At 35.6% G+C, this 13,267-nt stretch carries 11 protein-coding genes and 2 tRNA genes; 6 read left to right on the top strand and 7 right to left on the bottom strand.

Annotation, left to right across the window (positions count from 1 at the left end):
- The first annotated feature begins 22 nt into the window (after window positions 1-22).
- The 3 genes from LNQ34_RS09990 (at window position 23) to LNQ34_RS09980 (ending at window position 4,131) form a co-directional block, all read left to right on the top strand.
- Complete coding sequence (locus LNQ34_RS09990) at window positions 23-1,378, top strand: TolC family protein (RefSeq protein ID WP_229999505.1); 1,356 nt, start codon at window positions 23-25, stop codon at window positions 1,376-1,378.
- 118 nt (window positions 1,379-1,496) lie between these two features.
- Window positions 1,497-2,546 (top strand): HlyD family secretion protein, encoded by a 1,050-nt coding sequence (locus LNQ34_RS09985; RefSeq protein ID WP_229999503.1) that lies wholly within the window; start codon window positions 1,497-1,499, stop codon window positions 2,544-2,546.
- Between the two features lies 1 nt (window position 2,547).
- Window positions 2,548-4,131: an MFS transporter gene (locus LNQ34_RS09980; RefSeq protein ID WP_070906029.1), complete on the top strand. Its 1,584-nt coding sequence runs from the start codon at window positions 2,548-2,550 to the stop codon at window positions 4,129-4,131.
- A gap of 346 nt (window positions 4,132-4,477) precedes the next feature.
- Here LNQ34_RS09980 and LNQ34_RS09975 read toward each other — a convergent pair whose 3' ends face one another.
- Window positions 4,478-4,708: a helix-turn-helix domain-containing protein gene (locus LNQ34_RS09975; protein ID WP_202703951.1), complete on the bottom strand. Its 231-nt coding sequence runs from the start codon at window positions 4,706-4,708 to the stop codon at window positions 4,478-4,480.
- Between the two features lie 79 nt (window positions 4,709-4,787).
- On the opposite strand from LNQ34_RS09975, the gene LNQ34_RS09970 reads away from it, so the two are divergent.
- The gene (locus tag LNQ34_RS09970; RefSeq protein WP_202703950.1) at window positions 4,788-5,021 is read left to right on the top strand and encodes a hypothetical protein; all 234 of its coding nucleotides are present in this window, start codon (window positions 4,788-4,790) and stop codon (window positions 5,019-5,021) included.
- 401 nt (window positions 5,022-5,422) lie between these two features.
- On the opposite strand, the gene LNQ34_RS09965 is transcribed toward LNQ34_RS09970, so the two are convergent.
- The gene (locus LNQ34_RS09965) at window positions 5,423-6,232 is read right to left on the bottom strand and encodes a hypothetical protein (RefSeq protein ID WP_202703949.1); all 810 of its coding nucleotides are present in this window, start codon (window positions 6,230-6,232) and stop codon (window positions 5,423-5,425) included.
- A gap of 226 nt (window positions 6,233-6,458) precedes the next feature.
- Between LNQ34_RS09965 and LNQ34_RS09960 the strand changes: the two genes are divergently transcribed.
- Window positions 6,459-6,806 carry an ISAon1 family transposase N-terminal region protein gene (locus tag LNQ34_RS09960; protein ID WP_229998832.1) on the top strand — a complete coding sequence of 116 codons (348 nt, stop codon included), beginning with the start codon at window positions 6,459-6,461 and terminating at the stop codon, window positions 6,804-6,806.
- Window positions 6,799-7,782, top strand: a complete 984-nt coding sequence (locus tag LNQ34_RS09955; protein WP_428979062.1) for an ISAon1 family transposase — start codon at window positions 6,799-6,801, stop codon at window positions 7,780-7,782. The genes LNQ34_RS09960 and LNQ34_RS09955 overlap by 8 nt, the downstream gene beginning before the upstream one ends.
- A gap of 199 nt (window positions 7,783-7,981) precedes the next feature.
- On the opposite strand, the gene LNQ34_RS09950 is transcribed toward LNQ34_RS09955, so the two are convergent.
- From LNQ34_RS09950 to LNQ34_RS09930, 5 genes are all read right to left on the bottom strand, one after another.
- Window positions 7,982-8,227 (bottom strand): GIY-YIG nuclease family protein, encoded by a 246-nt coding sequence (locus tag LNQ34_RS09950; protein ID WP_202703954.1) that lies wholly within the window; start codon window positions 8,225-8,227, stop codon window positions 7,982-7,984.
- 62 nt (window positions 8,228-8,289) lie between these two features.
- Window positions 8,290-8,363: transfer RNA gene (locus LNQ34_RS09945), tRNA-Asp, on the bottom strand.
- A gap of 1,134 nt (window positions 8,364-9,497) precedes the next feature.
- Window positions 9,498-9,571 (bottom strand) — tRNA-Asp (locus LNQ34_RS09940).
- An 86-nt stretch (window positions 9,572-9,657) separates the two neighbouring features.
- Window positions 9,658-10,584, bottom strand: coding sequence for a DUF58 domain-containing protein (locus tag LNQ34_RS09935; protein WP_017494711.1), 927 nt, complete (start codon window positions 10,582-10,584; stop codon window positions 9,658-9,660).
- Window positions 10,581-13,169 carry a M1 family aminopeptidase gene (locus tag LNQ34_RS09930; protein WP_229999497.1) on the bottom strand — a complete coding sequence of 863 codons (2,589 nt, stop codon included), beginning with the start codon at window positions 13,167-13,169 and terminating at the stop codon, window positions 10,581-10,583. Before LNQ34_RS09930 ends, LNQ34_RS09935 begins: the two co-directional genes overlap by 4 nt.
- Window positions 13,170-13,267 lie beyond the last annotated feature (98 nt).

The following is a 13,267-nucleotide window of genomic DNA, read 5'->3' as shown; positions in this document are numbered from 1 at the left end:
AACTTAAATTATTTATGTATTCATGTTCCTTAAAACAACAAATTCTACGAACGATTGTTTTCCTAAAATCCTGCTCTTATTTTTACTTGTATGGGCATTTAATGGCATAAAAGCGCAGGAAGTTCATTCGGTTTCACTGAAAGAAGCTTTGAAGCTGGCCAAAGAAAACAACAAAAAAATCCTCAGATCCCAACTTGAGGTTACGCTCTCAGAGCAAAATATCAAAGAAAGAAAAGAACTCCGATTGCCTGATGTACAACTAAGCGGTATGTATTCCAGAATCACTAATATTACCGAATTCAAAGGAAACGGGTTTTTAAACGGAAAAGAAGTTACAAAGGCGATTCCGGAACTCTATGAGGTGAATTCGAGTTTTAAAATGCCAATCTACGCCGGAAATAAAATAAATAACGCCATCAAAATTGCCAATCAGGAGAGTGAAATTGCTAAAATAAAAACAGAAAAGATCGAAAATGATGTCGAACTCGAGGTGGTGGCAAACTATCTGGCAATTTATAAGATGATGGAGCTGCAAAAGATTTTTGAAGAAAACATCAAAGAAAAGAAAAGCCGATTGAGAGAAGTACAGTCACTTCGAAAACATGGGGCAGTGACTAAAAATGAAGTTATCAGAGCCGAATTACAGCTTTCGGATCGTGAATTAAATGCGCTTACAAATTCCAAAAACATAAAAATTGCGCTTCACGATCTGAAAACTCTAATTCAACTTCCGGAAAACGAAGAAATAGCGATCGATACGGCGGCCAGTTTGGATGAAATGAACGGTTTAGATCCGTATGATTTTTATCTGAATAAGGCTTTGAGTAATGAGGAGATGCGAATTGCCAGTCAGGAGCTGAATATTAGCAAAACAGAGCTGAAACTGGTTAAAGGGAATTATCTGCCAACGGTTCATTTTTTTGGGAACTATGGTTTTTATTATCCGAACTACAAATTCTTTCCACCCAATCCATATTTGTACACGCTGGGGCAAGTAGGGGTTGAGGCTGCTTTCGATCTTTCGTCTCTGTATAAGAACAAGACCAAAATGGATCAGGCAAACACCAAAATCAAATGGCAGGAAATGCAATCTGAGATTCTGAAAGACGAAATTCAGGACAAACTGTTTAGAGAGCATACGCAGTATCAGGAGATTCTTGAAAAGTTTGTTGTAGTAGATAAAGCTTTGGATTTGGCCGATGAAAATTACCGTATTGTAAAATTGAAATATATGAATCAACTGGTTTTAATAACCGAAATGGTTGATGCTGACAATGCTTTGCTTCAGGCAAAATACAATAAAGTTGCCACACGATTGGATGCGATTTTAAAGCATTACGAACTCTTGCGTACGGCGGGAATGCTTCCGCAGAGTTAGGTGTTAGATGTGAAGAGTATAGAGTATAGAGTTTGGGGTTTTAGTTCCGAAGAAACGATTTATATGGTAGCGCCGGATTTTAATCCGGTGGAGAATTAAGTTAAAAGAAATAGATTTTATGGTTAAGATTAAAAATGAAACTAGAAGAAACAGAACGTTTCATATTATAATAACAATTATTGCGTGTGTGCTTGTAATTAGCGGTGTTATTTTGGGAATTTGGTTTTATGTTTTCAACAGGAATCATGAGGAGACTAATGATGCTCAGGTCGAGCAATATGTAACGCCAATTATGTCGAGAATTACGGGTTATGTGCAGGAAGTTCGTTTTAATGAAAATCAGTTTGTGCACAAGGGAGATACTTTGGTTGTTATTGATAACAGAGAATATCAATCGAAATTGAATGTGGCTCTTGCCGATGTTCAGAACGCAAAGCAAAATAGCCTGGTTGCCGAGAAAAATGCGGTAAACACAGCAAGTGCGACAGCTATTAATGAAGCGCAATTAGATGCTGCAAAATCGAATCTTTGGAAAACCAAATTGGAGTATGAAAGATACAAAGCTTTGGTAAGTGAAGAAGCGGCAACTTCTCAGCAATTAGAAAAAGTGAAGGCGGATTATGAGTCGGCACAAGCGCATTTTCAGGAGATGAAAAACAGAATCCATACTTCGGCTTTAAGTACTTCGGTGGCGGAAGCAAATGTACCAACTACGCAAACTAATATCGCTTCGAGACAAGCCACGGCAGATAATGCGGCTTTATTTCTTTCGTATACCATAATTACTGCGCCTTACGATGGCTGGATCGGGAAAAGAACTTTACAGCCCGGACAATTGGTAAAAGAAGGTCAGTCCCTGCTTTCGATTGTAAGTAAGGAAAAATGGATTACGGCGAATTTTAAAGAAACACAATTGCAGTATCTAACCGTTGGGCAGCATGTCGAAATCAAAGCCGATGCGGTAAGCGATAAAACATTTATAGGAACAATTGCATCATTATCGCCTGCGAGCGGGGCAAGATTTTCATTGCTTCCTCCGGATAATGCAACTGGAAACTTCGTGAAAATCGAACAAAGAATTCCGGTTCGAATTCAGTTAAAAGACAGCGACAAACAAACCGATTTTTTAAGAGCGGGAATGAATATTACTGTGATTGCAGCACACTAAAATGGAAGATAAAAGTATTTTTAAATCCTGGGTTCCAAAGTGGGCAATCATTATTATTTTGTTTGTCTGCCTTCTGCATTCCATGATTTTATTGGGGGTTTATACGTCAAATGTGACCTATGCGGCAAGTTTTCTCGATATTGAACCCGAAGACCTGCAGTTTGCTATGTGTGTTACTTACGGGACGCTGCTTGCGACCATTTTAATCGAAGCCCGATTTTCTAGTTTTTTTCCTGCCAAAAATTACCTAATGGCGGTGTATTCCTTGATTGGAATTACGATTGTTTCTTCGGCCTATATTACCAATTTTTCGCTCTTTTTAATTATGAGAATTGCCGAAGGAATCCTGATGGCGCTTCCGGTGATTACGATTCGACAATTGTTGATCGAGCAGTTCAATTCTAAAAGTGCCATCATCATAGGTTTCTCGTTTTATTATGGAGCGTTGTTGTTGTCGACACCTTTTATAATGAATATTGCGGTTTGGTTTCTGGACCATTACGACTGGAAATACATGTTGTATGTTTCGGGCGGATTGCAGGTTTTGAACGTTTTTTTAATCTTAGTTACTTTTCGTGGGCACCGAATCACAAAGAAAATTCCGTTGTATCAAATCGACTGGATGAGTTATTTTTTGGTTTTAACTGCAATTCTTTGCGGTGCTTACTTTTTTGTCTATGCCGAGAAAAAATATTGGTTCGATTCTTCTCAAATGGTGCTAACGCTTATCGTTGCACTGATTTCGGGAGGGCTGTTTATCTTTAAGGAGCTTTTGGTAAAAAGACCTACTTTTAATTTTGAAGTTTTTAAATATGCCAATCTGCGCATTGGATTTTTGCTGTTTTTTCTTTTTTATATCAGTAGGGCAACGCTGAGTCTGTGTCATTCGGCGATGTATTCAATTTGGAATTGGGATCCGTCGCGTGTGGCGGGTGTGCAATACATTAACGGACTAGGAAATGTAATCGGACTTGTTCTGGCGGCTTTTTTTCTGATGAGGTCCGTTTCGACCAAAATCATTTTTATCATTGGCTTTTCGCTTATTGCGTTGTTTCATTTTTGGTTTACGTTTCTTTTTGTGCCCGATGTGGCGTTGTCGGATATTATCATTCCGTATGTTTTGCAAGGCATTGGAGTGGGATTTTTATTTGTTCCGTTAATATTGTTTACGACTTCTTCGGTTCCTTCAAAAATGGCGGCTTCTTCTGGAATTGTGGGGGTCTCGGGACGTTTTTGGGGAAGTACCATTGGTTTTTGCGTGATGCAGAATGCGACCGTATTTTTAAACAAAAAACACTTTTTAAAACTCAGTCAGTTTGTAACAGGCGATAACCCCGAAGCACAGCAAACGATTGCTGCAACAACACAGAGTTTTATCGCCAAAGGATATTCGGCAGACAATGCCAATGTTTTAGCCATGAAAAAGATCTTCGGAACAGTTACCAAACAAGCCACTTTGCTGGCCGATATGGAGATTTATACCATTATGGGCTATAGCCTTTTGGTTTTGATCTTCCTCATTGCCTGCAATCAGCATTTAAGACAAACGATGACTTTGGTGAAAAGTAAAATCTGGATAGGCTAAGGGTTTTGAGTTATGAGTTATGAGTTATGAGTTGTGAGTTATGAGTTGTGAGTTGTGAGTTGTGAGTTATGAGTTGTGAGTTGTGAGTTGTGGGTTTTTTGAGTAAAGTTTCTACGCAATCTTGTCATTCCGACGGAGGAGGAATCACACTCGTAATTCGACAAAGATTGACGACAATTGTAATGGAGTCTCTGGTGCGATTTGCTTCGCCTGTTCGCTATCGCTCGAGTCTCGTTCCTCGAAAGGACAAGCTGTACGTGAAAAATAATAAATGATACAAATAGCCTCCTGCTTTAGCTGGAGGTTTTTTTATGATTTGAAGGAAAAGGCTTTAGCCGAATGATCTTTATTTTAAAGGAAAATCAAACAATTCTTTAGGTTCAATATCTAAAGCATTGGCGATTTTTACAAGAGTTCTTATACCTGTATTTATTTCTGCTCTTTCTATTCGGCCTATTTGATTTCTTGGAATATCACAATCGTTAGCTAAATCTTCCTGTGAGATACCTTTTTTTTCACGTAGTTGCTTTATGTGAATGCCAAGATTTATTATAAAAGTTTCTTCTGAAATATCCATATTTCAAAAGTCATAAGATTTATTTTTTGTTTTGACACAAATTTGTGTCAAAATTATTATATTTGAAAAAAATAAGATTATGGCTACAGAAGGTGTTTCGAATGATGTTGAAACTAGATTAAGAGATTTTTTTAAGGATTTTATCGAACCTAAAGATATGGCGAGAATGTTACGACAGGTAAATTATGCGCTGTCGCTATCTTCCATGCGAGGGTGCGAAACCATGGAATCTGAATTACCTTATATCGATGATAATTTTTATTGGCTGAATAAATTAGCGGAGATTTTGGATCCTTATTTGGATGTGGAGTGAAAAGAAAATTATGCTTTAAGGGTCTTTATTTTTGTGAAGAGATAAACTAAAAAAATGCAAAAATCTCATAATGTAGAGATTTTTGCATTTTTGAGAGTATTTAAGAATTCTTTACTACCTCTAGATTCTCCGTCATTGAGATTAATTTGAGACGTAAATTTAGAAAGATATAGGGGGTATTGTGATCTGATTTATTTAACAAAGTAATTATTTTTTAAATACTTTATTAAGGCGCATAGTATAATTATTGAAAAGCATAGTACGCTTAAAATCAATAGGTAGTCAGTGAATTTGTTGTCTATTTCAAGTGCTTTTGAAACAAAAAAGATTATTATTGAGAATGTGCCAGTTATTCTCAGGAATAATCTTATTCGGTTCTGATTCTTATTCATAAAAGAAAATTATTGGTTTCTAGGTGTGTTTTGATCGTCATTCCCACGTGGTCCCATGTATGGTTCTTGCCAAATTTGCAATGTAGGGCTTCCTCCTCTATTTGTTTTAATATATCCTGTATATGATACAGAATTTGTACTATTAAGGCTAAAAGAACCTAAGCCGACTGAAGTTGAAAATTGACCAATCGCTTCAAAAACTATCATATTACCATAGGAGGTTATGTTTACTGCTGTCTGAGAGTAATCCCCTGCCATATCATAGCCATATTTGTAGGTTGTTACGGAAGATTCGGTAACATTTCCATTAGCGTCTAAATTGTAATCGATTCTTACAGCAATATTTGCTGCGGGAAAACTATTGTCAAAGTATAGTGTAGAAGAATATTTGTATGGAGGATCGTCGTTAGTCGAGGTGTTTTTACTTGTCTGATTGTTTTTTAAATTATCATATAGTATTTTTCTCCATTTCTGCGACCCTAAATTGTCTTCCTTAGAAATGTCATTTGAGCTTATTATTTTAGAACTCTCAAAATTAGTTTTAAGTGATTTTAGTATAACTTCTAATTCTTGTGAATTTGATGTATTATAGTTTGGTTTCTTATAGTTTGGTTTCTTAGTATTTGAGTTTTCTAAAGTGAAGCCATAAGTTTCAGCTAAAATTTTAATTTGGTTTTCTGAATTAACTTGTTTATTCGTGTCTTCGATTTGGTTATCATTGTCACAGCTTGTAAAAACTATAATTAAAGCGATAGCAGGTAAAAAAGTCTTTTTCGTAAGATTAATAATTCTCTTAGTGTTGAGTAACTGTAGATTCATAAAAAAAAAGTTTTAAAGTTAAGGTTAATAAGTGTTTGCGAAAGTAAGATTTTTTTTAATTAAAAAGTATAAAAAATGAGATGATGATACACTTATGTATTTTACATCGGTTTGTGTATTAAATATAGGATGCTTAGTGTTTATTTTGATAAAGTAAAGGATCAAGAACAAAACCTGGGGAGGAATGTCAAAATAAAATTAGAAATTTGTAATCTAAGAATTAGATATGACACCTATAGAGCTTTTAAAATTTATGCTTCCTGATTTTTTAATAGAATACTTTGAAGTAGTTTCTACCACTAACACAGAAGAAGTATTGCATCTGTATTTTGAAGAAAAAATAAAACCTCCACAAGAGTTTAATTCTTTTGAATTGATTTCTAAGGGGTTTCTTGATGAGATTACTATTCAGGATTTTCCATTAAGAGGTAAATTTGTGTATTTACACATCAAAAGACGCCGTTGGACTAATAAAACCAATGGAGAAATCATCAAAAGAGATTGGACTTTAGTTGCTAAAGGAACTCGCATGACTCAGGAGTTTGCGACTTTTTTAAAAGAAATTAATAGATAAGAGTGCTACAGATTGTCATACTATTGGAGGCTTTTTCGGAGTTAACGGAAAGAGACTCCAAAGACAATACAAAAAACATTTAAGCTCGTTTAATACATGGGCTCCACGCGAACATGCGCACCAATGGATGATTTACCCTGAAAACATGGGCACTCATTTATCCATTGACGAGGTGGCTTTGTCTCAGGGGGAACTTTATACTATCCTGACCAACAAGAAATTCAAAGGCAAAAAAGGTTGCCTGGTAGCTATTGTTGCCGGAACTAAAGCAGATCAGGTTATAGAACACATCAGAAAGATTGATTACAAGAAAAGATCTTTTGTCAAAGAGATAACGCTCGATATGGCTAATTCCATGAAGCTAATCTCTAAGAAATGTTTTCCTAAAGCCATACAGGTTACAGATCGGTTCCATGTTCAAAAATTAGCACTCGAAGCAGTACAAGAGATTAGAATCAAACATCGCTGGGAAGCTATGGACTTTGAGAATCAATCGATACTACAAGCCAAATTAGAAAACAAAACATACATTCCCCAGCTTTTACCTAACGGAGATTCTGTTAAACAGTTATTAGCCAGAAGTAGGTATCTACTTTATAAGTCTCGCGAAAAATGGACTCGGAGCCAAGAAGAAAGAGCACAAATGGTATTTGAACTATATCCTGACATTAAAACAGCTTACAATTTAAACCAACAGCTTCGAGGAATTTACAATAACTACAATGACAAACATATTGCCATGACCAAACTGGCACATTGGTATAGAAATGTAGAAGAATCAGGTTTTAAAAACTTTAATATTCTACTCAATACCATAACTATTAATTATCAGTCAATCTTAAACTATTTTGATAATAGAAGCACAAATGCTTCGGCAGAATCTTTCAATGCTAAAATAAAAGCTTTTAGAAGTCAATTTAGAGGAGTGAGCAATATAGATTTTTTCTTGTTCAGATTATCTAATCTTTTTGCTTAATCCCCAACTTTTGAACCTGATCCAAAAAAACTTTGCGAACCTTGCGTAAATCTTAGCGCACTTTGCGGTTAAATACAAAAAACAAAAAAGCCTTTCCGTTAAGAAAGGCTTCTTCCAATATTGCGGTCTGGACGGGACTCGAACCCGTCTCGTCCCTAGACGAGATGACAGACATATATTCTAACTGGCCTTACCTTTCTTATTGCTGATCTTGAATTAAAGCTTCAAGCGATTTTCTATTTAACTTTTTCAACCGCAACTCTTCAATCAAAGCCTCTCTTTTAGTATTAAACACCTTCGAGTAAACCAACTCCCATGGACCTTTATTTGAAGTATATCTGCTTTTATTTTCATTATGATACAATAGTCTTTGAGGAATATTTTCACTGAAGCCCTTGTAGTAAACATCAAAAGTTTTAGAATAAATAATATAAACGTAAAACATAAATGAAAATCTTATTTAAAAAAAAATGCCTTTCCGTTAAGAAAGGCATTTTTAAATTTAAGCGGTCTGGACGGGACTCGAACCCGCGACCCCATGCGTGACAGGCATGTATTCTAACCAACTGAACTACCAAACCGTGCGTTATTGCGAGTGCAAAAATACAACAGATCTTTGATTCTACAAGCTTTTTTTGCAAATAAATTTCAAGAAATTTTTAATTGATTAAATTCCAATATCTTAAAATTTGCCCATAAAACCAAAAAGAAGAACTTTCCTTCTTTTTCAAACCGAAAAAAGCGCAAAGTTAAAACACAAGGAACGCTAATCTTACGAAATCTTGCGATTAAATTTAAAACTCGATAGGTTTCAAATCCGAAACGCAATCTCAGCATTTAATCCATCCAATTCTTCTATTTCACCAATAATTTAGTAATTTCTTTACATTATAATCAAAATAACATAAAATAAAATTTTTATATCAAAATAAATTTTCAATATTTGTAAGAATAAGCTTTTACACAATATTACAGACACAAATCTCAAGTGTCTTAAAATGATTGGGAATTAATTAAACAAAAAACCACAAACTATGTTAAAAAGATTAAACCTAAATGGCGCCGTAGCATTAACTGCTAGTGAATTAAAATCCATCAATGGTGGAGACCCCACATGCCCAGCACCAGACACAAGTGCAGGTTGCTTTAGCGGACCATCTCATTGCCCAAGTTACGGCTACCCAACATGTGTACCGAAAACTCCTAATGTATAATAACAATATTTAATTTCTTCATAAAAAAACAAAGGGCGCAAAGTTTAAAAACTTTGCGCCTTTTGCGGTTAAACCAAACAAGTAAAAACAAAAAATCCACAAAGCTTAAAAAAAACTTTGCGGACTTCGCGTAAATCTTAGCGCTCTTTTCGGTTAAACCAAACAAGCAAAAACAAAAAATCCACAAAGCTCATAAAAAACTTTGCGGACTTCGCGTAAATCTTAGCGCTCTTGACGGTTAAACCAAACAAATAAAAACAAAAAACCCACAAAGCTTAAAAAAAACTTTGCGGACTTTGCGTAAACCTTAGCGCGCCTTGCGGTTAAAATCAGAATAGCCTTAAATCAAAAAAGCCATCCACAAAAGTGGAAAGCTTTTCATTGGTCTAACTACTAAACCAGCTACGAGTTACAAAGTCGTAGCAAAACAACACAACTAATCTTAGATACCGTATTTGGGCAAAAAAGCCTTTCCGTTAAGAAAGGCTCTTCCCAATATTGCGGTCTGGACGGGACTCGAACCCGCGACCCCATGCGTGACAGGCATGTATTCTAACCAACTGAACTACCAAACCTCTGCGTTATTGCGGTTGCAAAGATAGTACAGAATTTCGTTTCTGCAAGTGTTTTTTGAAAAAAAATTAAATAAATTTTCAAAGTTTTACCCAAAGTTTTGTTTTTCAACTAAATATGTCGTCAATATTTTTTCAAAATTGTCCCCTACATTTACCGGAACGTACTTAATATGGTTCTTTGCACAGGTTAAAGCCAGGTTTTTAAAATACCCTTCTACCCTTTTTTCATATTCCGCTTTTACGTTATCAGCAAAAATCGATACTTCTTCACCTGATTCCAGGTCAATAAACTTGCGCGGCGTGTTATCAAAGTCAAATTTCAATTCGGTTTGATCGTCGACTACATGAAACAGTACCACTTTATGTTTGTTGTGTTTCAGATGCTGTAAGGCATTAAAAAGCTTCTCATCCTCTTCGGCCTGAAACATATCTGTAAAAAGAATAATCATCGAACGACGATGCATTTTCTCTGCAATCTGATGCAAATACGTAATCGTATCGGTACTTTTTTTTCCTTTTGGCTGTTCCAGTAACTGTTCTAATTTATTGAGCAGCATTCTGTGATGACGATCACTTCCTTTCTCGGGAGCATAATATTCATAACTGTCCGAGAACACGCTCAAACCAACAGCATCGCGTTGTTTTTTAAGGATATTCATCAATACAGCAGACGCCAGAACAGAAAACCCAATTTTCTTTTCGTAAAAGGGCTGATTTGATTTTAGTTCCGGATAATGCATAGACGATGAATTATCGACAATAATATGACACCTCAAATTGGTTTCTTCCTCAAAACGTTTGGTATACAAACGATCTGTTTTGGCAAACAGCTTCCAGTCGATGTGTTTGGTGCTTTCTCCGGCATTATACACTTTATGCTCAGCAAATTCGGCCGAAAATCCATGAAACGGACTTTTGTGCATCCCCGAAATAAACCCTTCTACCACCTGATTCGCCAACATTTCGAGATGTTGAAAACTGGAGACTTTTTCTATTTCCGATTCAATTTTCATTCGGTTTCTTTTTTAATATTTTGTGCGCGGTACAAACCATCTGTTGCCTGCATTAATTTTCTTTTCAGAATTGGACTAAAATTAGGATTCTCTTTTAAAAATCGCTGTACCTCATCAAAAGCATATTTCGATGAATATTTCCCAATGGTATTGTTCAGCCAGTCTTTTGGAAAGAAGATATCTCCCGTTCTCTGAATTTCATCAACCAAATCTAGCGAAAATCTAATATACCTCTGAGCACTTTCCTGACGTAATGGATGATTTATATTCGCTAAACCAACAGAAACCCATGCTTCTTTTTCTCTGTTGGCATCGTCTTTTAAAGATTGTACAAAAGCATCACGTACCCCTTCGTCTTTAGATAATGAAGGAAGCAGAAATTCAAATCGTTTTTGCTTGTCGGGATTGCTAATCGAAGTCTTGGTCTTATTCAGAATCTCATCTGCTTTTTCATGCTTAAAAATTGCCAGATTCATGGCCATGTTCGTATAATCGTCTTCGTTTAATTTCAAACCTGAAATTACCATTTCTTTACTCCAAATCGCATATAATTTTGCTTTTCCTGAATCTGAATAAGCAATCGAACTGAACAAATTAAACAATGTTTTCTTGATATTGCTAGGCAAATTGGTCTTCAAACGATCCAAAACTACTTCTTCAAGCTGTTTTTGTGCTATATTTTGCTGTTTTTGAGTGAGATATTTCCAAAAAACAGCACTGGTTTGATTCGTAATTATTTTCAGCACCAATTCATTTTGCTCCTGCTGAATTCCTTTCACAAAACAATCGAAAGCTTTTGCCGGAGCAACATTTCCCGTTAAGGTATTTTCATAAATATTAATATAAGTTGAAGCTCTTGCTACCTCATCCTTTAGACTTAAAACAGAATCTAAATTATTCCCGTCAAGCGGAAAGACACCATATCCAAAACCATTATAATTGTAAATAACAGCTATTGGTTTTTCAAGCCCAATTGCCTCTTTCAGTGACAAACTTTTGTCTTTTATAGTAGCACTGATCACTTTTACGTTGTTGGGATAAACCAAACCAATATCAAAAATCTGAGGCCATACATTAGCCGAACGATCTTCTGCCTGCTGTGTAATTTCAAGGCTCGAAATTCTGTTTTGAGCATCGTAGGTAATCTTATCCGTAAAAATGGCTCTTCCTGATTGATTTACCCAGACTTCGCTCCATTTTTTCATATCCAAAGGTGTTTCGGCATCCAGAATTTCCACCAGATTGTTCCAGTCAGCATTGTCGTTGGCGTACTTTTTAATATACTTTTCGATTCCTTTCTGAAAGGCTTCTTTTCCCATCGAAGCTTCTAACTGACGCATCATAATAGGGGCTTTGTTGTAAATAATAGCTCCGTACAATGAACCCGCATTTTTAAGATTGGCAAGATTTTGTTTGATTGGATGCGTGCCCAACGAGCGATCTTCTCCATATGCATTAGGATAGTGTGCGGTTAGAAACTGTAAATTATGGTTGACTTTAGGAAAAATCGGATTCATAATTTTGTCGGCCATGAAATTGGCAAAAACCTCTTTCATCCAGACATCGTCAAACCATTTCATGGTGACCAAATCTCCAAACCACATGTGCGAAGTTTCGTGTGCAATCAATTTAGCACGGTCTAATTTTTCACTGTCTGTGGCGCTATTATCCAGAAACAAAGTTGATTCTTTATACTGTATCGCTCCAACATGTTCCATTCCGCCATACTGAAAAACAGGAATCGAAGCAAAATCAAGTTTTTGAAACGGAAACGGATAATTGGTGTATTTTTCTAAAAAATCTAAGGATTGTCGGTGCAAATTAAAAATAGTATCGGTACTTACTCTTATTTTTTCTTCATTGTTTTCGCGATACAACATGGTCATTTCCTTAAATCCCAATTTCTGCGTTACCGTTTTGAATTTTCCTGCAACAAATGAAAACAGATACGTACTCATTTTATCTGATTCTCCAAACCCCCAAAACATATAATTAAGGTTTTTAACTACTGCTTCGTGCACTCCTGTAATTGGGGCATTAGATAAAACTACCCATTCTTTAGGAACCATTAAACTTAATTGATAAGTCGCTTTAATATCCGGTTGATCCAAACAAGGGAATAAAGTACTGGCACGATCGGGAACCAATAAGGTATACAAGAAATCATCATTTCGGTTTAAGGACAAATTTCCCGCTATAAAAGAAATAGCAATTCTGTTTTTCCCTAAAATCAAGTCTTTAGCAGCAATAATAATATGTCCTTTCTCATGAACAATAGCAGTGTTTTTATTATTAACCTGAATCGATTTTATGTTCTGAGTTTTCTCTTTAAAATCCAAACATAAAGGTTCACTCAAATCTGAAATTGTCAGATTTAAAGTCAAACTCGAATTGATTTCCTTTTGTTTTTGCGGCGGAATCTCAAAAGAAAGTCCGTAAGTTACATTTGAGATTTGTTTTTTTCGAAAATGTGCTAACTGTTCTGAAACACCGTCCTCTAAAATTAATTTTTCTTTTTGTTTCGATTGGGAAAAACCAATTATAGTAAACACAAAAAAGCAGAGTAAGCTATAGGGAATTTTCATTTTTAAGGGAATATAAGATTCGTTAAAAATAAAAAAAGTTTGCCACTAATCTCACGAATGAGCATGAATTAAAATTCTTTTGCCACAGATTGAAAGGA

The sequence above is a fragment of the Flavobacterium lipolyticum genome (genome assembly GCF_020905335.1).
GTDB lineage: Bacteria > Bacteroidota > Bacteroidia > Flavobacteriales > Flavobacteriaceae > Flavobacterium > Flavobacterium lipolyticum.
The sequence above is the reverse complement of the archived record's forward strand: the minus strand, read 5'-3'. Positions and strand labels throughout refer to the sequence as shown.

Excerpts from the sequence above, each read along its gene's own strand:
- LNQ34_RS09980 (WP_070906029.1), top strand. The coding sequence starts at position 2,548 with ATGGAAGATAAAAGTATTTTTAAATCCTGGGTTCCAAAGTGGGCAATC.
- LNQ34_RS09930 (WP_229999497.1), bottom strand. The coding sequence starts at position 13,169 with ATGAAAATTCCCTATAGCTTACTCTGCTTTTTTGTGTTTACTATAATT.
- LNQ34_RS09935 (WP_017494711.1), bottom strand. The coding sequence starts at position 10,584 with ATGAAAATTGAATCGGAAATAGAAAAAGTCTCCAGTTTTCAACATCTC.
- LNQ34_RS09970 (WP_202703950.1), top strand. The coding sequence starts at position 4,788 with ATGGCTACAGAAGGTGTTTCGAATGATGTTGAAACTAGATTAAGAGAT.
- LNQ34_RS09960 (WP_229998832.1), top strand. The coding sequence starts at position 6,459 with ATGACACCTATAGAGCTTTTAAAATTTATGCTTCCTGATTTTTTAATA.
- LNQ34_RS09990 (WP_229999505.1), top strand. The coding sequence starts at position 23 with ATGTTCCTTAAAACAACAAATTCTACGAACGATTGTTTTCCTAAAATC.
- LNQ34_RS09950 (WP_202703954.1), bottom strand. The coding sequence starts at position 8,227 with ATGTTTTACGTTTATATTATTTATTCTAAAACTTTTGATGTTTACTAC.
- LNQ34_RS09985 (WP_229999503.1), top strand. The coding sequence starts at position 1,497 with ATGGTTAAGATTAAAAATGAAACTAGAAGAAACAGAACGTTTCATATT.
- LNQ34_RS09975 (WP_202703951.1), bottom strand. The coding sequence starts at position 4,708 with ATGGATATTTCAGAAGAAACTTTTATAATAAATCTTGGCATTCACATA.
- LNQ34_RS09965 (WP_202703949.1), bottom strand. The coding sequence starts at position 6,232 with ATGAATCTACAGTTACTCAACACTAAGAGAATTATTAATCTTACGAAA.